The 21,450-nt window shown below is 46.5% G+C and carries 25 protein-coding genes; 3 read left to right on the top strand and 22 right to left on the bottom strand.

What is annotated here, in order from left to right:
* Window positions 1–11: 11 nt before the first annotated feature.
* Entirely contained in the window at window positions 12–2,351 is a 2,340-nt protein-coding gene (locus tag GA520_RS22180) for a molybdopterin-dependent oxidoreductase (RefSeq protein ID WP_163340709.1), read from the bottom strand.
* 702 nt (window positions 2,352–3,053) lie between these two features.
* Between GA520_RS22180 and GA520_RS22175 the strand changes: the two genes are divergently transcribed.
* Entirely contained in the window at window positions 3,054–4,013 is a 960-nt protein-coding gene (locus GA520_RS22175; RefSeq protein ID WP_163340707.1) for a sulfite exporter TauE/SafE family protein, read from the top strand.
* A 152-nt stretch (window positions 4,014–4,165) separates the two neighbouring features.
* Here the strand turns inward: GA520_RS22175 and GA520_RS27330 are convergent, their stop codons facing one another.
* Window positions 4,166–4,462: a helix-turn-helix domain-containing protein gene (locus GA520_RS27330; RefSeq protein ID WP_163340705.1), complete on the bottom strand. Its 297-nt coding sequence runs from the start codon at window positions 4,460–4,462 to the stop codon at window positions 4,166–4,168.
* 361 nt (window positions 4,463–4,823) lie between these two features.
* Here GA520_RS27330 and GA520_RS22170 point away from each other — a divergent pair, with 361 nt between their 5' ends.
* Window positions 4,824–5,429, top strand: coding sequence for a transporter (locus GA520_RS22170; protein ID WP_163340703.1), 606 nt, complete (start codon window positions 4,824–4,826; stop codon window positions 5,427–5,429).
* 86 nt (window positions 5,430–5,515) lie between these two features.
* Here the strand turns inward: GA520_RS22170 and GA520_RS22165 are convergent, their stop codons facing one another.
* The 10 genes from GA520_RS22165 to GA520_RS22120 all read right to left on the bottom strand — a co-directional run bounded on the left by GA520_RS22165 (window position 5,516) and on the right by GA520_RS22120 (window position 13,555).
* Entirely contained in the window at window positions 5,516–6,163 is a 648-nt protein-coding gene (locus tag GA520_RS22165; RefSeq protein ID WP_163340725.1) for a methyltransferase domain-containing protein, read from the bottom strand.
* A 47-nt stretch (window positions 6,164–6,210) separates the two neighbouring features.
* On the bottom strand, window positions 6,211–7,236 hold the full coding sequence (locus tag GA520_RS22160) for a GTP pyrophosphokinase family protein (RefSeq protein ID WP_163340701.1): 1,026 nt from the start codon (window positions 7,234–7,236) through the stop codon (window positions 6,211–6,213).
* 182 nt (window positions 7,237–7,418) lie between these two features.
* Window positions 7,419–8,264, bottom strand: coding sequence for a metallophosphoesterase (locus GA520_RS22155; protein ID WP_163340699.1), 846 nt, complete (start codon window positions 8,262–8,264; stop codon window positions 7,419–7,421).
* A 98-nt stretch (window positions 8,265–8,362) separates the two neighbouring features.
* On the bottom strand, window positions 8,363–8,491 hold the full coding sequence (locus GA520_RS22150; protein ID WP_255494461.1) for a hypothetical protein: 129 nt from the start codon (window positions 8,489–8,491) through the stop codon (window positions 8,363–8,365).
* 326 nt (window positions 8,492–8,817) lie between these two features.
* Entirely contained in the window at window positions 8,818–9,450 is a 633-nt protein-coding gene (locus tag GA520_RS22145) for a phosphatidylcholine/phosphatidylserine synthase (RefSeq protein WP_163340697.1), read from the bottom strand.
* 6 nt (window positions 9,451–9,456) lie between these two features.
* A complete protein-coding gene (locus GA520_RS22140; RefSeq protein WP_240910263.1) occupies window positions 9,457–10,557 on the bottom strand; it encodes a histidinol-phosphate transaminase in 1,101 nt (366 codons plus the stop codon).
* Between the two features lie 2 nt (window positions 10,558–10,559).
* The gene (locus GA520_RS22135; RefSeq protein ID WP_163340696.1) at window positions 10,560–11,429 is read right to left on the bottom strand and encodes a sugar phosphate nucleotidyltransferase; all 870 of its coding nucleotides are present in this window, start codon (window positions 11,427–11,429) and stop codon (window positions 10,560–10,562) included.
* Between the two features lie 468 nt (window positions 11,430–11,897).
* Window positions 11,898–12,452 carry a DUF6498-containing protein gene (locus GA520_RS22130; RefSeq protein WP_163340694.1) on the bottom strand — a complete coding sequence of 185 codons (555 nt, stop codon included), beginning with the start codon at window positions 12,450–12,452 and terminating at the stop codon, window positions 11,898–11,900.
* Between the two features lie 43 nt (window positions 12,453–12,495).
* Window positions 12,496–12,660 (bottom strand): DUF6498-containing protein, encoded by a 165-nt coding sequence (locus GA520_RS22125; protein WP_304511264.1) that lies wholly within the window; start codon window positions 12,658–12,660, stop codon window positions 12,496–12,498.
* Window positions 12,644–13,555: a DMT family transporter gene (locus GA520_RS22120; protein WP_163340692.1), complete on the bottom strand. Its 912-nt coding sequence runs from the start codon at window positions 13,553–13,555 to the stop codon at window positions 12,644–12,646. Before GA520_RS22120 ends, GA520_RS22125 begins: the two co-directional genes overlap by 17 nt.
* A gap of 369 nt (window positions 13,556–13,924) precedes the next feature.
* Here GA520_RS22120 and GA520_RS22115 point away from each other — a divergent pair, with 369 nt between their 5' ends.
* Entirely contained in the window at window positions 13,925–14,410 is a 486-nt protein-coding gene (locus GA520_RS22115) for a DUF2062 domain-containing protein (protein ID WP_163340691.1), read from the top strand.
* Between the two features lie 20 nt (window positions 14,411–14,430).
* Here the strand turns inward: GA520_RS22115 and GA520_RS22110 are convergent, their stop codons facing one another.
* The 10 genes from GA520_RS22110 to GA520_RS22065 all read right to left on the bottom strand — a co-directional run bounded on the left by GA520_RS22110 (window position 14,431) and on the right by GA520_RS22065 (window position 21,446).
* A complete protein-coding gene (locus tag GA520_RS22110; RefSeq protein ID WP_163340689.1) occupies window positions 14,431–14,832 on the bottom strand; it encodes a hypothetical protein in 402 nt (133 codons plus the stop codon).
* A gap of 86 nt (window positions 14,833–14,918) precedes the next feature.
* Complete coding sequence (locus tag GA520_RS22105; RefSeq protein ID WP_163340687.1) at window positions 14,919–15,734, bottom strand: peptidyl-prolyl cis-trans isomerase; 816 nt, start codon at window positions 15,732–15,734, stop codon at window positions 14,919–14,921.
* 165 nt (window positions 15,735–15,899) lie between these two features.
* Window positions 15,900–16,292 carry a hypothetical protein gene (locus GA520_RS22100; protein WP_163340685.1) on the bottom strand — a complete coding sequence of 131 codons (393 nt, stop codon included), beginning with the start codon at window positions 16,290–16,292 and terminating at the stop codon, window positions 15,900–15,902.
* Window positions 16,293–16,320: 28 nt separating this feature from the next.
* Entirely contained in the window at window positions 16,321–16,731 is a 411-nt protein-coding gene (locus GA520_RS22095; protein WP_163340683.1) for a cytochrome c, read from the bottom strand.
* Window positions 16,721–17,323: an SCO family protein gene (locus GA520_RS22090; RefSeq protein ID WP_205749413.1), complete on the bottom strand. Its 603-nt coding sequence runs from the start codon at window positions 17,321–17,323 to the stop codon at window positions 16,721–16,723. Before GA520_RS22090 ends, GA520_RS22095 begins: the two co-directional genes overlap by 11 nt.
* A gap of 5 nt (window positions 17,324–17,328) precedes the next feature.
* Entirely contained in the window at window positions 17,329–18,195 is an 867-nt protein-coding gene (locus GA520_RS22085) for a protoheme IX farnesyltransferase (RefSeq protein WP_163340679.1), read from the bottom strand.
* A 4-nt stretch (window positions 18,196–18,199) separates the two neighbouring features.
* Window positions 18,200–18,793 carry a cytochrome c oxidase subunit II gene (coxB, locus tag GA520_RS22080; protein ID WP_163340677.1) on the bottom strand — a complete coding sequence of 198 codons (594 nt, stop codon included), beginning with the start codon at window positions 18,791–18,793 and terminating at the stop codon, window positions 18,200–18,202.
* Between the two features lie 102 nt (window positions 18,794–18,895).
* A complete protein-coding gene (locus GA520_RS22075; RefSeq protein ID WP_163340675.1) occupies window positions 18,896–19,180 on the bottom strand; it encodes a cytochrome C oxidase subunit IV family protein in 285 nt (94 codons plus the stop codon).
* A 9-nt stretch (window positions 19,181–19,189) separates the two neighbouring features.
* Window positions 19,190–19,786: a cytochrome c oxidase subunit 3 family protein gene (locus tag GA520_RS22070; protein ID WP_163340673.1), complete on the bottom strand. Its 597-nt coding sequence runs from the start codon at window positions 19,784–19,786 to the stop codon at window positions 19,190–19,192.
* Between the two features lie 28 nt (window positions 19,787–19,814).
* Entirely contained in the window at window positions 19,815–21,446 is a 1,632-nt protein-coding gene (locus GA520_RS22065; protein ID WP_163340671.1) for a cbb3-type cytochrome c oxidase subunit I, read from the bottom strand.
* Between the last annotated feature and the right edge of the window lie 4 nt (window positions 21,447–21,450).

The following is a 21,450-nucleotide window of genomic DNA, read 5'->3' as shown; positions in this document are numbered from 1 at the left end:
ATACTACCACCTTACTCCGCTTTTTCCACCCGGCAAGGTACATATCTATGAATCGGGGTCGCCGCCAACCGATCCCTGTGTGTATTTTTGGTCAGCCTGTTGACTGCAATGCCATAAGTTCTACCATCGTATTTCAGACCAAAACCATGGGGAATAAGCACCTGCCCCTTACGAACATCTTCAGATAACTCCAGCTCGATTCTCTCAGATGTCGCTTCTGTGATTATCATCACAAACTCGCCGTCGGAGAGATCAAGTTGCTCGGCGTCGGCAGGGTTCATGGCCAGGGTGCAAGTACGTCGGCCCTTGTTCCAATCCGGCTTTCGCATCAGGCTGTTGGCGTTTTGCGGAGAATGTCTTCCCGCGTTAAGGATGAGTGGATAGCTGGTATCCGATCCCAGGGCCTTTTCTTCAGTCTCAGGCGTTATCTCGGCCAGCCACTCTTCCATTTCTTCAATATACAGCTGAATTTTTCCATCCTTGGTTCGCAGCTCTTTCATATTGTTTTCATCAGTCATACCGATCCAGAGCCCCGATTTGCTCTTCAGTATTGTGGTAAACAGTTTTTCTGACTGAGCTATCTGGGGAGTAAGAGCCGCAAGAGGAACCAGGGACCTATAGGCCAGGGTTGCCTTCACTATCTTCGGCCACTTTGCAATGTCAGTGGCTGCTTTCAGGCTCTTCGGGGGTGGGAAGCCAGCCCGGGCTGCATTTTTTCTAAACGTACCCGGTGAGGCAAGAAGGAGGCCCCAGAGTGTGTCGAGGTTGTTTGACTCTGTGTGACCAGCGCGCGCTTTGGCAATGATGTGGGGTATGCTTCTGCGATATTTTGGATTCTTTTGAATATAGGTGAGAAGCGCCATGGTAAAGGTCATGCGGTCTTTTTTCGCAGCGCTGTAAAGGAAATCGGGAAGCTCTGGGACAAGGCCAACCGCATCTGCAATTTCGGCGATGATCAACCCTGTCTCTTTGGTTTTTGCGGCTGGCTGAATAATCGGTTGGCGGAACTGAAAATATATTTCGGGATAGTTCCAGGAGAAAAAGGATCCGTCATACGATTCGTAAGGAGATCTGGCCGGGAGTACATAATCCGACAACTCCGCTGTCTCTGTCATGGAGATATCTATAGTGACAGTTAAATCAAGTTTATTAAACGCCTCTTCCCATGCAGTGGTGTCCGCAAATGACCGGAGAGGGTTGGATGAACTGACTATCGCGGCCCGCAATCGTTCGGGATGGTTGGAGAGTACCTCTTCCGGGAAGACGTTTGGCGGGAAGTAGCCCATGATTTCCGGAAAATCGGTCTCTTTTGTCCGCCAGGTTCTTTTCCGCCGTTCATCGCTGTGGCTCCCCAGTGGCACTACATTGCCGGGGACAACATTGCCGCCGGGCATGCACAGTCTTCCGCATACGGCCGCAAGTAACAGGTAGAGATAACTCGTCAGGGTGCTATGCCGGTTCATGAGAACACCCAGATCCGTATGCATGCACCACTTACGTGTGCTTAATTCTCGGCAAAGATCCTTCACCTGGACGTAATCCACCTGACAGACGGCCAGAGCCTTGTGGATATCAAAAGTTTCAAACCAGCCTCGAATGTTTGCAAGGCCTGTTGTGTTCTGGCCCAGATATTCATGGTCTTCCCAGCCTTCTGTAAAGATGATTGCGATCATTGCCCGGGCCAGAAGGGCATCGGAGCCTGGAGTAATGGCCAGGTGGATGTTGGCAACACGTGCTGTTTCTGATTTTCTCGGATCAATGACGACCAGGAGCTTGCCGGGATTTTCGGCAAACTCTTTAAGGGTGAGTGGAGCTCGTGGCATCTGGTGGGAGACCATACCGTTCCAGCCAATTGCCAGGAGCATATCCGCCTGGTGTTCATCGGGAATGACAAACCTGTTTTGTCTGCCGATCATTCTGCCGCAACACCAGAAGTACCCGGTCAGCTCCTGTGCCAATGCTGAGTAATGATATCTGGAACCAAGCCCTTGGAGCATGGATGCGGCAAATGCAGCTTCAAAGTGTGATCCCTGGCCGCCTGCCCCTATAAACGCGAGGCTCTGCGACCCATACGTATCTCTTATGGTACGCAGCTTGTCACCAATCTCGCTGTAGGCCTGCTCCCAGCTGATTTCTATAAAACCCTGATCGGTTTTTTTCAGAGGTGTGGTGATGCGATCCGCATGGTGCTGAAAATTGGCTATATTGGCACCCTTGCGGCAGAGGTATCCCTTACTTCTCGGATTTTCCGGGTCGCCCTTTACCTTGATAATCCTGTTATCCGAAACCTGAACAAGCAAGCCGCAATTTTGGGCACACAACACACAACCTGTCTTTTGCCAGTTATCCATTTGTTTCCTCCAGTATGATGGTTAACAAAAGCCATGAATTTGACGTTAACGCAAGATGAATGTTGGGTCCATCATGTAAAAAAATTTGCATATGGTATTTATAACGTCATGACAAACCACCTTTGATGATTTGTTTTTCCAGGGAAATGAATAACAATAGATGAGTGGAGAGTTGCCCCGTTTCTTGAAGTTGGCTTGACAGAAACTGTTTTCCCTTCCTTCCTTATGCGCTGAATGAACATGCCAGGCAATGTTTTTAGTACTCGTATAGAACTTTCCAACCGCAATCGTATGTAGACCTGAACGATCTTGGAGTAGTTCCATGCAGTCATATCTCTAATATTGGGACGGGCAGGACGAAGTTGTTTGCAGCATCGTAAGATTAATATGTGAAAATTGGTTTTACCCTGTCTGGTAAATGAAGTTCGCCAAGGATGCGGCGATTGTGGTGGGATGCAGGAATAAGCTAATCTTCTGAAAATCATTTTTAACTCAACCTTGCCAGTGACCATCTCTTACCCTTAGAAAGTTCAGGTGCCGTCAAAAGTGTTCCGGAAAAATCCTGGGCGCCTTAGCCCAAAATTTTACAGCTTATCTTAACATAAAATAGGTATTGACAGTGATGCTGAGTTTGGCTATTTCAAGAATAGATATGATCTTTTTTGTGGCCAAAATGCATACTTTTTATCGAAGGAAGAAAGCATGTTGTTCCTAACTGCTGGAATAGAAGTAGCTCTCTGGGTTCCCCCACTTGTTGCCTTCGTTATCTCCTTTTTCACTTCCATGGGGGGAGTATCGGGAGCTTTCCTGCTACTCCCTTTTCAAATGTCATTTCTTGGCTATACCACGCCTTCTGTTAGTGCCACGAATCAATTATTCAACATTGTAGCTATTCCCAGCGGGGTCTATCAATATTGGAAAGAATGCAGGATGATTTGGCCCCTCACCTGGATAGTGATTGCCGGAACCTTGCCCGGTGTTCTTTTGGGGGCCATCGTACGTGTTAAATATTTACCAGATCCTGAACAGTTTAAGGTATTTGCTGCTACCGTATTGCTCTACATCGGCATTAAGATGATCAATGATCTGCTTGGAAAAAACAGTGGAACACAAGCCAAAGCCCAGAGCGAAAAAAGATTTCAGGAAATAGTAAAGCGGTGTCGGGTAGAAAAAAAGATAGCAACGTATTCAGATCCTCAAGGTTCATCTGCTGTTCGTTTAACTCACTTCAATTGCCGCCGGTTCGGGTATACTTTCTATGATGAACAGTTTGATGTATCGACCTGGGGAGTTTTCTCGCTCAGCTTGATCGTTGGTGCTGTCGGAGGGATTTACGGTATAGGTGGTGGCGCAATAATAGCCCCATTTTTTGTGACATTTTTCAGATTGCCGATATATACAATTGCAGGAGCTTCCCTGATGGGAACCTTTGTGACTTCAGTCGCTGGCGTTGTCTTCTATCAAATAATAGCACCATTTTATCCGAGTATGTCAGTTGCCCCCGACTGGTTGCTTGGAATACTTTTTGGGTTAGGTGGTATGGTTGGCATGTACCTCGGTGCCAAATGTCAAAAACATGTCCCGGCAAAAGTCATTAAAGGGATGTTGGCGTGTATCATCGTCTTTACAGCCCTGAAATATGGTATCGATGCCATCTTATAGTAAGTAAATTGTGGAGTTAATTGCAAACCAAATAATCTCAAAATTTAACCGCCAATCCTACTAACATCATTGAAGATAATGTTAGAATATCAAGGGCCTTTAGTGCTGCCAGTACGAATCTTTGATGCTCTATTATAGATACAGCTGATCAGTCAGATTTTTCGTAAAGTATCTGAAGGAAGTTCCCCGAACAGTTGGTGGTAGTCTTTGGCAAACTGTCCCATATGCCAAAAACCTCTTCGGTTGGCAATATCAGCGATTTTTAGTTTGCCCGGAATTTCACGATATAATACCTTACGGACATCATTGAGCCTCACCCTTTTAAGATAAGCCATTGGAGTAATACCATATTTCCACTGAAACAGATATTGCAGTGTAGGCTCACTGACCCCTGCTACTGCACAGAGATCTCGAACACTAATCGGTTGTAATTCCGACAGATTTAGCAATTAATTGTATGAGCCGGTGAAGAATTTCAAAATCAATAATGTTCAGGATTGAGTCCGTTTCAAATGCATCACGAGTTTGAGCGGCAGCGAGATTCATTTGTGCTATTATCCCAAGGATTGCCTTTTTTCCCAAAAGACTGATAGAAAAAGTTTTCTGATGATTAATTGTTTTAAGCAGCTTATGCAACCCTATAGTCTGGCAGTATTCTTCGAATAATTGTTCGAAACCGAATAGGTTATCACATTGAATCCCGGTTCCTAACTGCAGTCGATTTCATCCCCCGGCCTGTAGACCATTACCACATTTTGGTCGACCTTTTCTCCCATCAGCTCGCCCTTCGAGAACAATTTCTATTTCGGTTTGGGGCCATCGGACTCAACCGCTTATGCCCTGACCTGGAAACCAGTCTATCCCGTTGATCTGGGAAACTGGAACCTGATCAACAGATTCATCATCCCTGCAGTTTATTCTGAAGGGCAGGATAAGGATCTGCTGCTTGATTCGTCGTTGGACGTGGGCAACGGGTCATTCACTGAGCTCCCTACCGGCAGCGCCTTTGGCCTTGCCGATATCACCTATACCGCCTACTTCAGCCCGAAAAGCTCCGGGTCGTGGATCTGGGGCATCGGTGGCGCATTGAACCTCCCTACAGCCACGGAAGACCGGTACGCCAGTGACAAATGGTCGGCAGGCCCAGCTCTGGTGGCCCTCATAGTGCCGGGTAACTGGGTGACAGGTTTTCTCATTCAAAACACCTGGTCCTTTGCAGGGGAAAGTGACGCAAATGATGTCAAAAAATTCCTCTTTCAATATTTTGTAAACTACAACCTGGAAGGAGGCTGGTACCTCAATACCTCCCCTATTATCACCGCCAACTGGGAGGCAGAGTTTGAAGACCAGTGGACAATACCCATCGGTGGGGGCATCGGGAAACTCGTCAGGCATGGCAGGCACAATAAAGAATGAATCTTCCAGCGATTGAGCTGGAAGAAAAAGAACTGTTTAGTGTCATGAAAGGAAGTGGACCAAAATGGCAATTCTCCGACACACTCCTAGCGGTGATAATGTAGAATTTTCCCACTTACCCCTTTCCTTAAAATGTCACTACAGACTTGCGTTTTGCTAATGGTATAACCGAACTTATTCATATTTTTACTAAAACTTGCAGATTGTCCTCTTCCTGGATCAACGATTATCACTTCGCAGTTTGTTTTGGAGTGCTGGCCAATAAAATGCGACAAATCAGCGGCATGGTCTCTTTCATACAAGAGATCGCTTCCTCTAATGAGATCAAATGTCCCAAGACTGGTATTGGTATCAGCCCAAGCAGTACGTATGAACGGAATATCCGGTCCGTTGTTGAGTTGGGTGTTTTCTTGAAGAAATGATTGTACTTCAGGGTGGTAATCAGTAGATGTAATATCCGCCAAACGATGATTAAGAACAAGGCTGGCAAGACCAATACCACAACCTACTTCCAATATCCGAATCCCCTCAATCTTATGATTTACCATGAGATGTGCAAGTACTTCTGAAGACCCCCAGACAACCCCAAACAATGGCCAGGTTGCAGAAGATATTCCGAGCCTTGATGCGATTCCGTCCGGGTCTGAATATTGCTGGCTATCCCACAACGTTCTGACATGGATATCAATATCCTCAATCTCAATAGTTTGATAACGAATTCGGACCGGGGGCATACAATCCCTTTTTGTTGATGATAAGGCGTGAAAAGAATGATCGCTGTTCAACTGGCCGAATCCTGGTTCTTGAGCCAATTATCAAAAGTAATCCGTTGGTTGTCATACAAGATATGCGCAAATGAAGACTTGTCGCAGAAATACAAAATATGTCGGATAACGGTATAGAGGGTCAGGGTATGTTTTCCATCAAGGATCTCTTGGTACCCCTTTATTGTTTCAATATTATCTCGGACCATTTTTTCAAAAGAGCCATTGGTAATCTGGTTCATTTTCACTATTTCGTCGACCAGGGCATCAACCTTGTGTGAGGCCAAACGGGCTCCAGGGAAATAAGTCTCAGATAATTTAGCGAAATGGAATGCGTTCAACACTTCATTTTCGGCATCCGTACTCTTTGATTCTTCCTTTATTATCTTCTCGAGTTTCTCTGTTTCTTCCTGAATACTGTAAAATTCACGATCCGCTGTTTCAAAAAGCGCAGCCAGGCTGTTAATTCGTCTTTTCAGCCCGTGAGGAATCGATTTCTTATATTTAATTTTATGATCAAGAACGGACCATGCATCCTGTATAATGGTTCGTATCTGAACCTCGAAGACGATGTCTTTATATCTACTGTATTCAGGCATTGCTTCTCGTGCCTCATCAAGCTTCATGTCAAGATGCAGCCCTTTGTACCCAAAGGTGTTTTCTGTCTGCTCAATGAGCTGGGATTTATCGGTGGAATCAATTAAGCAGAGGTTGTCCCGAAGAATATCTCCAACTTCCTGAATGTTTTTTTCATACAGGCAGATGATCCGAACACCTATCAGGTCGGTGATATAATCTTTTATCTCATATGCTTTTTTTCCTTTCTCAAGTTTTGACTGGTACTTCCCTGAAAACTTTTTAATGCTTTCTTTGCGGCCTTTTAGACGTGATGTGACCGTGGAAACCGACAATTCTGAAGAGGTTGCCAGGAGTGATTGTATAAGTGTAGAAAAGGATGATTCGGCGTTGCGTAGTAACTCGATATTGTCATTGACGTAATCAAGGAAGGTCTGTTTTTCTTTTTCGAAATTTGATGATGCCATTATAGTGTCGTTTGACTTTTGTTCTGCTTAAGAAAGGTCCGCAGTACGTGCGGAGGTCATTTCAAAAGAATATTTTCCTCTCTGAACCAGTGTGTTTTCTCAGCTGTCTCAGAGTATACTTTGTGATTTGTTTGTTAAGGTTTTGAGGGAGTATGCTTTTTTTCTGTCAGTTGGTGATGGAATTAAAAAACTGTTTCCTCTGTAAAATGCATTTGACCATTCTTGAGATGAATCCTGATGAGAATGAGGTTCATATTGTCCATTCCAAGATTTTTATAGTAGAGGAACATGTTGTCATTGTTTTCGATATTGCTTGATGAAAGAGTACCGCACATGAAATGGTTAAAAGAGTGGCCCTGATACAGGTCCGTAGTTTGCATTAATTCAAGATCATGCGTATGACCGCAGAAGGCGAACTCGATTTTATGCTTATGGACAAAATCGATCAAAACGGCCGAGTTTTTCAAAGGACATTCATCCGTCCCCAATATCGAGTAGTGCGTCAACAAAAGTGCCAGGTCATGGCTGGTTCGGTTAATCGCTTCTGATACCGCGTTCAGCACCTCTTTTTCCACAAATCCGTCATCACAGTATAGTTCGTTGGAATCTATACTGATCAACAGGACCCTCATCCCATTTATCTGGACTAGCTGAACGAAATTGACATCGGTAAAATGGTCATCAACTCTGGTGATGTTTTGTTTGAGAAAGAGGTGCTTTTTACGGGTGGAACCAGATTCAGCTATTCGGATAATTTCTCTATCAGAGATATATTTACGGAAAAGCTCATGTGAACGCATATTTCTTTTATCATGATTGCCAAGGGTAGAAATGACGTGTTCACATTTGATAGCTTTAAGAAACTGGCCCGCTTTTGCAAATTCATCTTCAAGCCCGTCTGTTGTATTGTCACCAGTGTTGATTACGATATCTGCGTCATAGGAGTTGATCCTTTTTAACAGGACATCATCGTCACCGAGCCAATGTCGAGGGCCGAAATGAAGATCCGAAATATGGAGAATATTCATGTTTATTACGTTGCCTTTTGCATTGGATTGTCAACCGGCACCGAGTGAATTGCTACAGGTAGCGAGCCATTTGGGAGTGTTATCGGTTGGCTAGATTTTCAAGTGTTCGCGTTTTTAAGGACACTCACATTTGTTTCTTTTTTAGCCTTCTTGGCGGCCTTTTTCTCTTTTGGGGTCAAGGCGGCTTTTTTCTTTCCTTCTTTGTTGCTTTTACGTTCTTTTGTCATTGTTTTGCTCCGGATAAGTGTGAATGCTTCTGGTGCTGTGTTTACGACGCTATGCTTTGATTCCTCATCAGGCTCTAGTCCTAAAAGTCGAAGCCAGTTGAAATATTGGCTGTTCTGCTCGCCACGGAGAACAACCAGATCTGAGCTGGAGGCCGCAGGAAGTGATCGATCACAGTTTGATCGAATGGAACCGTCACGACGCGGAATTGCGAGAAATTGTCCCTACCAAATATGACCAGTTCATTATCACTGTTTGATATGCACTCTCTCAACCGAGGTGTGGGTACTCTCATCTCTCTATTCATAAAATTACTCGAGTCATACGATTAAAGGGTACACCACTGCCAGGAAAAGAGTATCGACATCAGCACTGTATAGGTGGTGAGGGTCCAATACCATTTGCCTGTAAACTTGGGTGTTTTGATCGGTGCAACATTCAACACCGCCAAAAGTATGAGTACGATATAAAGTACAATCGAGAATGCTCCCTGACTCATCGTCGAATTAAACAGAAAGACGACAGCCAGCAGGAGAACATTATTATCCAGGGCAAGGCCTATGTAGGTCGACTTGTCAACCAACCCAAAGACATTAAAATAACTCAGGCGAATGACCCCGGTTGCAAGTATGAAAAAGGCACCAGGCAGGTACCAGGCACTGAAATGACCATAACTGAGCAGGAAAATCGCGGGGCAGACGCCAAAACTGACAATATCAATAAGTGAGTCAAGTTGTGCCCCGAATAACCCTTGTTCTTCAGTACGTCCTTTCATTTTTCTGGCGATAATGCCATCACTCCAGTCAAAAAACACTGCCCAGATCATACCGATCATTGCTGCATGGAATAGACCAAGTATAGAAAAATAGATGGCAAGCAGAGAACAGCTGAGGCCAACCAGTGAACAGATATTGGGAAGATCTCCAGCGTAGGACAGGATAGTTTTTTGCGATGTTTTCATACTCACCTAAGCCAGTTCAAGAACAGTACGTAATGCCTTTGTAAGTGCAAGGTTTTCCTTCTTGGTCCGACTTGCTATTCGGACATAACGATCTGATTCAGGCAATGTTTTACCCTGACAGTGTTTTATGTAAATATTGTGTTCGACGAACAGTCTTTCGGTTACTTCGGGAGCGGAAGGACCATCATCCGGCAAACGGCAAAAAATATAGTTCGCAGCTGGTTTATAAACCACCATTCCTGGAATGAGTGAAAGGAGTGTGTAAAATTCGTCCCGATCTTCCTGCACCTTCTCGCAACTCGTTTTGAATTGCTGTTTGTACTGCGGCGCTCGTCGCAGAAACTCTTCAGCAAATCCATTTATATTCCAAATATGGAGACCCTGTTGGATCTGTGCCCGAAAGTCGGTGTTGGCGGTGAGGAGATAGCCTATCCGTATTCCGCAGATACCATAGGCCTTGCTCATACTTTTTATAATCGCCAGGTTCTGAAAATCTCCAATGTCCTTTTCAAGGCTTTCACTCTCACCATTTTCAGCAAAATCGATAAAAGACTCATCGACTATGAGTATGCAGTTATGATCAAGCAGGATTTCCAGTAGCCGAATAAGCTCTGACTTAGGAACGAGTAGCGATGTCGGATTATTCGGTGAAACAACCACCGCTATACGTGCTTTGGTACGAATAGCTTCGTCTGCAAACGAATTGACATCAAGCTGGAAAGATGGTGCCTGTAGTGGAAATTCAACAACCTTTCCTGCTGGGGCGGCATTGACATATTCATTAAACGACGGGACCGGCACAATCATTTGTCGATTCATCCCGGCAAGAATCTTAATAAATTCTGCAGCTCCATTGCCTACCACAATTTGCTCAGGGGGCTGTTGAATCAACTTACCTGCCAGGTGGGCAATCTCACTTTGGCCGACAGGGTAATTGAGGATAAGTTGATGGAGGTTTTCTGTACAATGACTGAAAAAATCCTCAGGCGGGAAATAGAGATTATAGAGATAGTTGTGATCAATAAAATTATCACGCCAATATCCACCATGTTGACTGGAAATATATTCGTAGCGTTCTTCTGCGGTAGTTGTTTTGTCGGGCATCATTCTTAATGAACAACCTTTAACGAAGAGGTTGATGACACAGCACTTTCAAGGCCAGCGGAATGGATCGCCAGATTGGAACTACTGATAAATTGTAGAGTAGATAGTTGGTGATCGAAAAGTTCACAAACGGTTTCAGCCGCTCTCAGATCGTCCAGGGTATCAATTTCATACCAGAGGCTGGAGTCAAAGAATACCGGTGAGAAGGAGAGGCATCCTTCGCTCACCATATCGGCAAAGACTGTTTCATAGTATCCATTCACTAAGTTGTTAGAGATGTAGCCGTCCAGTTTTTTACAAACTGCTCTCCAGGTAGCTCTGGAGAGACTGTATATGTTGACGGTCTTGAAATGGCTTGTGTTCAGTTTATTGATACCGCAATGGAAGGCGTCAACCTTATTGGATCTGTTTACGGTCACTGTTGTTCCATTCATCCAAGGGCGTATTTTTGCAACTGCCATGCGATCAGGTATCAGCATCCCTTTCAGCATTTGGCTGTCAAATACCAGATCACTTTCAATAAGCATAAATGGCTCATCTATGATTTTCCTGGCCAACCATAACGAATAGATATTATTTGTAGTTTTGTAAAATGGGCTGGTTATATACGATATTTCTATTCCACCAGCCTTTGTGCCAAGATAATCACGAACCGAATCTTCCTGATGACCGACAACAACGACCAACCGCTTGAAATCATAGTCCTGTAAGGAGCGTACGAGTCTCTCAAGAATCGTAAATTCATTAACATGGACGAGGCATTTAGGGGTCATATCTGTTAGCGGAGAGAGACGGCTACCGGTTCCTGCTGCAAGCAGCAAAGCTGTACGCACCCGTTCCCTTCCAAAATCAGCATGGAGAGTTCTGTTTTGCATAGTATTCCTCCAGAATTATTACCGAACCGTACCTTGCGAGAATTCAACACGGAGTTGTGCGAATAAGGTTGGTAAACTATGATATCTGTATCTTTTCTTTTGTGCCGATTGGCTCAGACGAAACAGCTGAAGGGCATAAATCTGATAGTAGAACTACCACAAGATGTGATTTGGAAAAAAGACGTTGGATTATCAGAAAATCGAACGTCCATTTCACTAAACTGGTCTTTTAGTATACTCTAACAAATTGCGCATGTCAATGTTTTCCCGTTATATTCTTGATCTGAGAAGGTAGAGTGGAGGGTAACTGGCCGAAGACAAACAACCTATATGCAAGTATTCAATTCACATTCTTTTTGCATTTTCCGTACTGTTATCTGGCAACCATGCTGCCGATTTCCTGCATGAGGAACCCACCGGCCAAAACCAGAGCCAGAAAACCGACCCAGCCAACCAGGAGCCATATTTTCAGCCTTTGTTTGAGGGTTCTTCTTCTGTTCTGCACATCATTTTTTTCCCGGTGTTCTTTTTTGATTTCTCCCCAGCTCGTTTAAGATGTTCTGCCCAGCCGGGATCCATATCTGTCTTCCAGTTCACTTGGGTAATGAGATGCATGGCAAGGTCAACAAGGGTTTTGAGGAAGAGGAACAAGAAAAGTTCTGTACTGGATCCTTTCTTTCCCATCATGAGGCCGATAAATACAATCAGATGCATTGGGACGACCCTGGCATAGGGTAGAAACATCATGTTGAGGATGACTGGACAGCCCTCCAGGTCCTTCCTGAGCTGATATCGGTAGGAAAAAAAGTGATTGAAAAGAAAAATAGTGATGCTGAGGGCGAGCGAGAGCGTGGCAATCTTGGAGAATGACCGGGTAACGGTGACGATAAAAATGAGATAGATCACGTGGAAAAAACCATAATGGCCCGCAAAAAAACCAGGACATTTTTGTCTTGAGCTGACCTGTCGGTTCAATTTTCTGCGCTGTTTTCCCTCCAACACCTTCAGCTGAGAACCGGACAAGTTTCCTCATTCTCTTCCAGTTGAAAAATCCGATAATGACAATTTAAAACCAGTACACCCAAAGTAGCGAAACGATGCTCCATCCCTGGACCATGGCCAGTACTATTGTAAGAAGATTGGCAATAATCAGGACAGGGGTGTCCGGGCCTAACTCGGACAGGAGTTCTTGCAATTCCTTTTTCGTTTGAGGGTCAATTTCTAGAATCATATTGTTTACGATGAAACGGGAGGTTGAAAAGAAGCAGACCAAAGAAGATGAGGCATATGCCGGTTATATGGTATCTCTGGAAGCGTTCCCCAAGAAAAAAAACAGCCAGCAGGGCGGTAAAAAGTGGCAGGAGATTGATATAAAGTCCTGCGTGGTTTGCACCGATTTCAAGGACTCCTCGATTCCAGCATAAATAGGCCAGAATGGATGGAAAGAACGCGACGTAAACAAGACTGAGAATGACTGGTTGTGATAACACGAGAGGAGGAGCAGAGTGGGTTTCCCAGAGATAGAGCGGAAACAGGAAGACAACACCGACACTGAAGGTGGTTGTCAGAATACTCAGCGGGTGGATATTCGGCCGCTTACGCAGAAGTGCAGAATAGAGCGCATAAAGGGTAACTGCCAGCAACATAATCAAATCGCCCCTGACAAATTGCAGGTCCACCAGCCTCTCAATGTCGCCGCGGATTATAATATAACCCGCACCGAGTATGCAGAGGGCAATGGCAAATAATTGCCGTATGCTAATTCGTTCACGAAACAGAACAAAGCTCACCAGGACAATAATTGCCGGCATGACCGATTGGGTCAGTGAAATGTTAATCGCAGTGGTTGTCTGGGCCGCCGTGTAGAGCAGGGTATTGAAGGAAGCGATTCCGAGCAGGCCGAGCAGGATAATACTTTTCCAACCTTTTTTGATTTTTGGCCAGTCCCTCCGGACATAAGGCCAGGTGAACGGCACCAGGACTGCTAAGGCAATAACCCAGCGCCAGAACGACAATGCGACCGGTGGGATCAGGTCGGCAACAAACCGGGCCAGTGTCGCGTTTCCCGCCCAGAAGAGCGGGGGCAAAATCATGAGCAGGTAGACCCAACCGGAGTTTTGTTTCATTTCGTCTTCGACAAATAGAGAAAATTGTTGGTACAAGTAAACTGTCGTATACTGATTGATACCATAATAGATTCTAAAAAAACATCAGGTAGCCACATTTGCCACCGGCTAAGCAAATTGATAGGATCAGTGGACGAGAGGGAGCTTGAGTGATCATTGAAAAAGCATCGTATGGAATATTGTCACCTTTTCCTGCTTGTAACTCTGCCAAAATTCCCTACTTTGTCTATCGAAGGTAGGACAGATACCTGACGGGTAAGACGATGCAGTCAGCAGTATCTGTACCTATGCACTATGTTATCTTGAAAAAATCGGTTCGAGCACTTGGTTCTACAAAAAGGAAAGAAACTTGTTATACCGTTTAGATCCGTGATCAAATGGTTGGTTCGTCTCAGGCGGTCACCCCGATCAATTGCCGGTGGGTTTGCGCTTGGTACCTTTATCGCCCTGACTCCGACTTTTGGTATTCAGTTGTTTTTAGTTCTGGCAATTGCCACCGTAATAAATGTGAACAGGGCCGCTGCCATGCTCACTGTCTGGGTGACGAACGTCGCGACTATTGCACCGATATACACCTTTAACTATTGGGTGGGCAGCCTTTTCTGGGAAGGGCCGGCTGTTCGGGAGGTCTATGCCCAGTTTCTTGATCTTGCTGCCAAACTTGTCACGATTGATATCTGGGCGGTGCTGGATCAGTTTCGTGTGGTTATGGCCTTGGGCCAGGAGATTATTATCCCACTCGTGATAGGAAGTGTGATTGTAGGATTTATCTGTGCTGCTCTTGTTTATCTTATCTCTATGGTGGTCATTCGTTTTATTCTGGTGAAAAGGCAGCGCAAAAAACAACTGTTGTAGATATGTTGGGGATCCGTTGATTACATCATTCTGGCAAAGGTGAGTTGGCGTGAGGTCTCATGCCACGGTCGTTCTCCTCGCAGCTCAGCCCATGGCTTTGTTGGTCGGGCCACGGTGGTCATCTGGCTGCCGTCTGCCCTGTTTACCCGTACAAATACATCGGTAATGGTTGATTCAAGACCTGGAAAGCGGATGATCTTGCCGTCAATACCCTCTTCACCGATGTTAACTGTTCGGACGAAAACTATATCGTTACTTCTACGCCGCTCCGTGGGTTGGCCTATGGTTTTCCACTCTTCAGGAAGCTCCAGACGGGCAGGATGCGGCTTGCCATAATAAATGGGAGCACGCCAGGTGATTTTGTATCTGGCCGGGCCAGTTTCCTCTAATTCAATGGCTCCCGGCTGGCTTTCATGACACAATACGGGAGGCGGCTGCCATAAATAGAAAAAATGCAGAAGGAAAAAGAACAGGCTGTAGAGTTTAAGTGATTTTCAATGCTTCATGGCTATGAATTCGAACTCTGCTCCACAATGATCTGATACCTTGCACGTAGTTTTGTATAGGTTGTATCCTTAACCTCTTTTCGCCGTCTTGCATTAAACTCACGTTCAACGATAGGTCGGATTTCAGAAAGCTCTGGGGCACGACCCTCTATGGACTCATGGACCAGAACCAGGTGATAACCATAGCTGGATGGGAGCGGCCCCTGCCATTTTCCGGTCTCCATGCCGGAGAGCTTTCTGGTAAACATGTCACCCAATTGCCTGCCTATAACGCTCAGGGGAGACAGCGGATAGGTCCTGGGCAGCATGGTAGCATCACCGAACTGTTCTGGATCGATATCTGCCCCTGCTTTATTGAGCTGCGTCAACAACTGGTCCGCGTCGTGGTCCAGGGAATTTCTGTGATTGTCGCCGTTGAGGTATACATGTGAAAAGCTGATCTGTTCTTCCTGCCTGAACAGTTCCGGGTGTTGTTCCAGAAATTCAGTAAGCTCCTCTTCTGTGGGAACCATATTTTCAACGATGTCCTCCAGCATGAGCTCCAGTTTCATTCTCAAACGCCGCCGGATGTACGCATCGTCGAGATCAAGCCTCATTGCCAGGGCTTCGCGGTAGGCAATCTCTTCACGGATTTTCTCTTCAACAAGGCCGTCCAGCTCTCCCGGGGTCGGTTGTCTCTGCCATGTCCTGGTGAAGTTTGCCTTCAATACGTTGATGTCGTCTTGTGAAATAGTAATTGTATTGTCGGCAGCGTCTTCGGGGGTCTGAAAACTTGCAAACCCCAAGAATAAAACGGCCCCGATGATCAGAAAATGCAACAATGGCTCATTGAAAATATTTCTCATGGGATTGGTGGGTTGAGAATTAATAAAATGAATATATGCGGCAGGGGCGAGCTGTTTGTCAAATGATTCACCTGTAATCCAGCTTTATGTCAGGTCTTCAGCTGAAAGGGGCAACTTCACCTAGATGGGCGGAGGGGGCTATTGGGTGAGGATTTTCTCGCTACCGGCGATGCTTGAATTGATAGCCTCACTCACCTTCTTGATTTTTTCTTTTTCCTGAAGGAGATAGGTTTCTGCTGCTTCCAGTTCCTGTGGAGTCTTAGGCGCTTTGTAGGCCCTCATCCATTGCATCATTCCTTTATGGGCGTTTTGCAGGTCTTCGATTGCAGTTGTAATTTGATCGGAGGGTCCTTGCTTTTCCTGAAGATCCTGCAGTTTCAGTTTCAGCTCGTGCATGTGGGTCATTTTGGCCATCGCCTCATCATGTATTGCCATCACTTCATCAGCCAGTTGGTTGTTGTCTCCATAGACCATATGAAACGGGAACAGAATGAGTGAAAGGAAGCTGAGCACGATTGCACGATTTTTCATGAGATTCTCCAGTTTTTTAATGTAGGTGTTAATCCGGACATTGTTCAAGCCAGAGTGGAATGTCGAGGTCGGTTTCACCTGTTCCCCAGCGTTTTTGCAGGTGGCTGGTGAGAATGATCATCTCTTCTGGTGAAATCCTTTGGTTCGGCGGCATGATTCCATTGAAGCGTTTACCGTTTATTTCGAGCTCACCTTTCAGCCCGTTGCGAATAATACAGGGGAGCTGTTTGATATCATCACTTAAAAAATGTGATTTCTCAAGCGGGGGATAGAGTTGCAGAAACCCTTTCCCTTCACGGCCGTGGCACTTGCCGCAATGAGCGAGGTACAACTGTTCACCTTTTCCAGTTTCCTTGCCGGTAAGTGGAGTGATGCACAGCATAACAAGTGTGACAGGCCACAAGAGTTTGTACAGAACAGATGTGATTTTACTCTTCATTCAGCAATATCCTCAGGTCTGTGATGAGCATATCCACTTCGGCTTCGTCCGTCCCGTTGTAATAGCCCCTTATCCGTTTCTTTTTATCTACGAGAACAAATGAACCGCTGTGGATATATCCACCAGGGACATCCTCGTTTTTCATGGCACCCAGCATATAATGTTTGGCCATGGCAAAGATCTCATCCTGATCGCCTGTCACCATCTGCCACTTCTGGGTATCGGCGCCAAGGCCTTGGGCAAAATTATGCAGCACTTCCGGGGTGTCGTGTTCCGGATCAATGGTGTGAGAAAAGAAAAGTATGTCGGGTGTTTCCTTAAACACTTCATAGACCCGGTGCATCTGGCGTTTCATGATCGGGCAGATCGAGGGGCAGGTTGTGAAAAAGAAGTCGGTGATGACTACTTTTCCGGTAAAGACAGCAGGTGTCACTTCCTGGCTGTCCTGGTTGATAAAGGTGAAATCCTTATTGATCTCCCCCATTACCGGGAGTTGCTTCTCGGGTTGACTGCTACAGCCGGAGAAAAGCAGTACTGTCAGTATAAGAATCAGGAGACGTGCAGAGCAAAAAGAAGAAATACGACTTTTCATATCGTTCATATCTGGATTGTTGAGCCGACAGTAAGCAGCATCATCAAACAGAGCAGATAACTGTTCAGCGAGATAAAAAGCAGTTTATACCGTGGACGGCGGTGAACATGCAGGTGATAGAGAAAGCCAGCAAGGAAAAGAGGGGCCGCGAGTGCCAGGGCAAGTTTTGCCGGAGGGCTCAGGAGCCCGGGCAGCCAGGTAAAAAACAAGGCAACGGTGGTGAAGGAAAACAGCCAGATACTTATGATTTTCTTAACTCCGGGCGTGGAAAAGCGTGTTGCCAGATTGATGTACCGCTTGTTTTTTCTCCTGTCGTCCCGGTATTCGAGCAGTATCAGGCAGAAATGTGGTGGCTGCCAGAGAAAGAACAGGGCCATTACAGCCCAGATGAGCGGATCTGTCAGGGTCCCACCAGCTGCGTTCCAGCCGATGAGTGGCGGCAGCGCGCCGCTTACCCCCCCCGGTATCAGGGAAAATTCGGTGTAAGGTTTCAGTGGGGTGTACATCCCATTATATACGAGCAGGGCCACAACACCTATCAGCATTGGCGTAATTGAGTCGCAGCAGAGCCAAAGCAGGATAAGCCCTCCTCCAATAGTGATCGCTGCTACACCATATGCTGCTGGCAAGGAGAGCGAACCGGTAACAAGCGGCCTGGTACGGGTACGTTCAAATGTTGCATCGTACTCTTTTTCCTGGATGGAGTTTAGTGCTGCACCTCCGCACGCAAGCAGGAAAACCCCTATTGCGACCGCAGCCAGTGAGAATCCTGCCGGTTGACCGTAGAGATGAAAACCGAACGCCGCAGACAAACCAACCATAAGGCAGAGTCTGGCCTTTGTGAGTTTGCCTGTCTCGGTGATGATGTGCATGAGGTTATTCCTCTTCCTCAAGCCAGGCCTCGTATTCTTCTTCGGAGACCACCTCCAGTGTGGCGACCATGCCGGAGTGTTCAGTGCCGCAATATTCGGTACAGAGTATTGGGTATGTACCGACTTCCTTGGGGTGGAAGAAGACATAGGTGGGCAGTCCCTTTACCGCATCCGCCTTGACCCGGAAAGCGGGTATGAAAAAACTGTGCAGAACATCGAGTGATTCAATATTAAGCTTGATCGGCCTGTTAACCGGAACCACAAGTTCATCCTCGGTTTCCTTGTCGTTATCATAAATAAAAATCCAGGAAAACATCTGACCCAGGACCTCAATCTCGATGGCATCTTCAGGAACATTGCGTAACCCGGTATAAGAGGACCAGCCGACCCAGAACATGGAGAGAGCGATAAGGGTAGGGATAATCGTCCAGATTATCTCCAGCATCCAGTTGTCGCGGATGTCTTCGGGTACCGGATTTTTGCTTCGCCGGTAACGAATGACGAAATAGATCATCACGGCGGTTATGCCGGTCAGCAGGACCGCTGAAACAACGAAAATATACCAGAAGGCGCGATCAACACCTAACACCGGGTCCATAGTCAATTTCCCTTAATGGTCGTGTAAACGCACCGTCTGGGCAGGTGGTTTACAGTGTTGTATGAGTGTCCGTTTTGTCTCATAATTAAAACAATTCAGCTGTTATCTGAAAGCGACGTCCCAGAATGTGAAACTGATCATGATTGCCAGAAAACCGATGGTGCTCAAAAACGATATGGTAATCGCCTTGCCTTCGTACTTGAGGTGCATAAAGAAAAGAAGGACCAGGCTCACCTTCAGGCAGGCGATGGTGAGGGCGATTGGGACATTGAGGATACCCATATCCAGGTAACTGATACCAACGGTCACACCTGTCAAAATAAGCAGAACCAGCAGCACCAGAGCGAGCTTACCGTAGGACATAAGATGTTGTGTTTGTTGAGTCATGGCAACTCCTTACAGTACCAGATAGAACAGAGGGAAGACAAATATCCAGATCAGGTCAACCAGATGCCAGTACAAACCGGAATTTTCCAGCATGGCAAAACGGTCGGCGTTGACCTTGTTGCGGGCAACAAGTACAAAGCTTACAGCCAGGAGCGTCATGCCGATGATAACGTGCAACCCGTGCAGACCGGTAATAACGTAGTACAGCCCGAAAAAAATATTCTGACCCGGGGGGCCTGTTACCAGTGTTTCTGAATTGGGGAACAAATCGTGATGAAACTTGGCACCCCATTCGAAGTACTTGTTGACCAGGAATACTACCCCGCAGAAAAAGGAGAAGCCGATTAAGCCGAGGGACAACTTTTTACTGCCAAGCCGAATCGCCGTAATCGATGATGCCACCGTAAAACTGGAGACCAGCAGAATGATGGTGTTGAGGGCCCCTATCACCCTGTCGAGTTGCTTGCCGCCTTCGACAAATTCATCCGGGTAGCGGTGAAAGTAGGCGGCATAAAGCACAAACAATCCCCCAAAAAGGATGATCTCGGAGTAGAGGAAAAGCCACATCCCTATTCGTATGCCAATGAAGTCATTGGAGCTTTTCATGCGGTTATCCTTGATCGTTCATGTTGTCTCATTTGCTCTCCCCGGCCGCTTTTTTCAGGACGTCGCTGAAATCGTACGGGTAGTCCTTGATCGTTGGTTTGTCGATAAAATTATGCACGGGTGGCGGTGATGGTATCGACCATTCGAGCGTCACCCCTCCCCACGGGTCTGCTGCTGCTACTTCACGTTTCCTGAAACTGAGGATGAGATTGATGAGCATCAGCATGATGCCGCTAAACAGCAGCAGGCCACCGAGTGCAGCCAGTCCGTTTCCCTTGGAAAATTCGGGGAGATAGTCATAATAACGTCGGGGCATACCCATCATCCCGAGTACAAACATCGGTACGTAATGAAACATGAAGCCGACGGTTGCAAGCGTGGCTGCGATATACGCCTTTTTAAAATCGTACATGATACCGAACATCTTGGGCCACCAGTAATGGAGTGCGGCGAAGAAGGCAAAGCCGGTTCCGCCGAACATGGTGAAATGAAAATGAGCTACGACAAAATGGGTATCGTGGACGTGTATGTCGGTTCCGGCCGCACCCAGCACAAGCCCTGTCAGTCCTCCCACGGAGAAGAGATAAATAAATACCATGGAGTAGAGCAGGGGGGGGGTCATCTGGATGGAGGCCTTATACATTGTCCCCACCCAGGAGAAGACTTTTACCGCCGTGGGGATGGCCACCAGGAAGGTGAGTAATGAGAAAACAAAAATGGCCGTGTCGCTCATGCCGCTGGTGTACATGTGGTGGGCCCAGACCAGTGAACCCGCAACAGCAATACCCATGGATGAATAGACGATGGCCTTGTATCCGAAAATCGCTTTTCGTGAAAAGGTGGGGATGATCTCGGAAATAACACCCATTCCGGGCAGGATCATGACGTACACAGCCGGGTGGGAGTACATCCAGAAAAGATGCTGGTAGAGTACCGGGTCACCACCTTTATCAGGATCGAACAGGCCGATGGAGAAGAGTCTTTCAAAGATGACCAGCAGCAGGGTGATGGATATAACCGGTGTGGCGAGCAGCTGTACCCAGGCTGTAGCATACAGGGCCCAGGTGAACAGCGGGATCTGCATCCAGCCCATCTCTTTCATGCGCATGCGATGCACGGTGGTGATGAAGTTGAGGCCTGTGAGCATGGACGACATACCCAGGGTAAATGCCGCTAATACCGTAAGTGGTACGTTACTGTTGGTGGTGACGCTGAAGGGGACGTAAAATGTCCAGCCCGTGTCAGGAAAACCTCCACCGGTAAAGAGGGACACCAGTGCCATGAGACCGCCGATCATGTACAGGTACCAGGACATCAGGTTGAGTCGCGGGAAAAACACATCGTCCGCCCCAAGCTGGATCGGTAAAATAAAGTTACCGAATATGGCCGGTATTGCCGGGATGACAAAGAGGAATATCATGATCACCCCATGCAGGGTAAAAGCGGAGTTGTAGAGTTCCGCACTCATGATTGTCGGCCCGATGGTCATGAGCTCAATCCGGATCAGGAAACCGATGGTAAGGGCAATGGAGAACCAAAACATCACCGCCCACAGGTACATGATGGCGAGCCGTTTGTGATCGTGGGTTAACAGCCACGCCTTGATGCCGGTCAGGTGGGGTGGGGCCGGTGTCTCAAAAAATGATTTTACTTCCGACATGTGT

It is taken from the genome of Desulfopila sp. IMCC35008 (assembly GCF_010646885.2).
Lineage (GTDB): Bacteria > Desulfobacterota > Desulfobulbia > Desulfobulbales > Desulfocapsaceae > Desulfopila.
The sequence above is the reverse complement of the archived record's forward strand: the minus strand, read 5'-3'. Positions and strand labels throughout refer to the sequence as shown.

Bases quoted from the DNA above. Each gene is read 5' to 3' on its own strand.
- GA520_RS22095 (WP_163340683.1), bottom strand. From the start codon at position 16,731: ATGAAGAGTAAAATCACATCTGTTCTGTACAAACTCTTGTGGCCTGTC.
- GA520_RS22160 (WP_163340701.1), bottom strand. From the start codon at position 7,236: ATGGCATCATCAAATTTCGAAAAAGAAAAACAGACCTTCCTTGATTAC.
- GA520_RS22180 (WP_163340709.1), bottom strand. From the start codon at position 2,351: ATGGATAACTGGCAAAAGACAGGTTGTGTGTTGTGTGCCCAAAATTGC.
- GA520_RS22075 (WP_163340675.1), bottom strand. From the start codon at position 19,180: ATGACTCAACAAACACAACATCTTATGTCCTACGGTAAGCTCGCTCTG.
- coxB (WP_163340677.1), bottom strand. From the start codon at position 18,793: ATGGACCCGGTGTTAGGTGTTGATCGCGCCTTCTGGTATATTTTCGTT.
- GA520_RS22175 (WP_163340707.1), top strand. From the start codon at position 3,054: ATGTTGTTCCTAACTGCTGGAATAGAAGTAGCTCTCTGGGTTCCCCCA.
- GA520_RS22155 (WP_163340699.1), bottom strand. From the start codon at position 8,264: ATGAATATTCTCCATATTTCGGATCTTCATTTCGGCCCTCGACATTGG.
- GA520_RS22125 (WP_304511264.1), bottom strand. From the start codon at position 12,660: ATGATTCTAGAAATTGACCCTCAAACGAAAAAGGAATTGCAAGAACTC.
- GA520_RS22135 (WP_163340696.1), bottom strand. From the start codon at position 11,429: ATGCAAAACAGAACTCTCCATGCTGATTTTGGAAGGGAACGGGTGCGT.
- GA520_RS22100 (WP_163340685.1), bottom strand. From the start codon at position 16,292: ATGAAAAATCGTGCAATCGTGCTCAGCTTCCTTTCACTCATTCTGTTC.
- GA520_RS22150 (WP_255494461.1), bottom strand. From the start codon at position 8,491: ATGACAAAAGAACGTAAAAGCAACAAAGAAGGAAAGAAAAAAGCCGCC.
- GA520_RS22165 (WP_163340725.1), bottom strand. From the start codon at position 6,163: ATGCCCCCGGTCCGAATTCGTTATCAAACTATTGAGATTGAGGATATT.
- GA520_RS22090 (WP_205749413.1), bottom strand. From the start codon at position 17,323: ATGAAAAGTCGTATTTCTTCTTTTTGCTCTGCACGTCTCCTGATTCTT.
- GA520_RS22070 (WP_163340673.1), bottom strand. From the start codon at position 19,786: ATGAAAAGCTCCAATGACTTCATTGGCATACGAATAGGGATGTGGCTT.
- GA520_RS22120 (WP_163340692.1), bottom strand. From the start codon at position 13,555: ATGAAACAAAACTCCGGTTGGGTCTACCTGCTCATGATTTTGCCCCCG.
- GA520_RS22065 (WP_163340671.1), bottom strand. From the start codon at position 21,446: ATGTCGGAAGTAAAATCATTTTTTGAGACACCGGCCCCACCCCACCTG.
- GA520_RS22140 (WP_240910263.1), bottom strand. From the start codon at position 10,557: ATGATGCCCGACAAAACAACTACCGCAGAAGAACGCTACGAATATATT.
- GA520_RS22085 (WP_163340679.1), bottom strand. From the start codon at position 18,195: ATGCACATCATCACCGAGACAGGCAAACTCACAAAGGCCAGACTCTGC.
- GA520_RS22145 (WP_163340697.1), bottom strand. From the start codon at position 9,450: ATGAAAACATCGCAAAAAACTATCCTGTCCTACGCTGGAGATCTTCCC.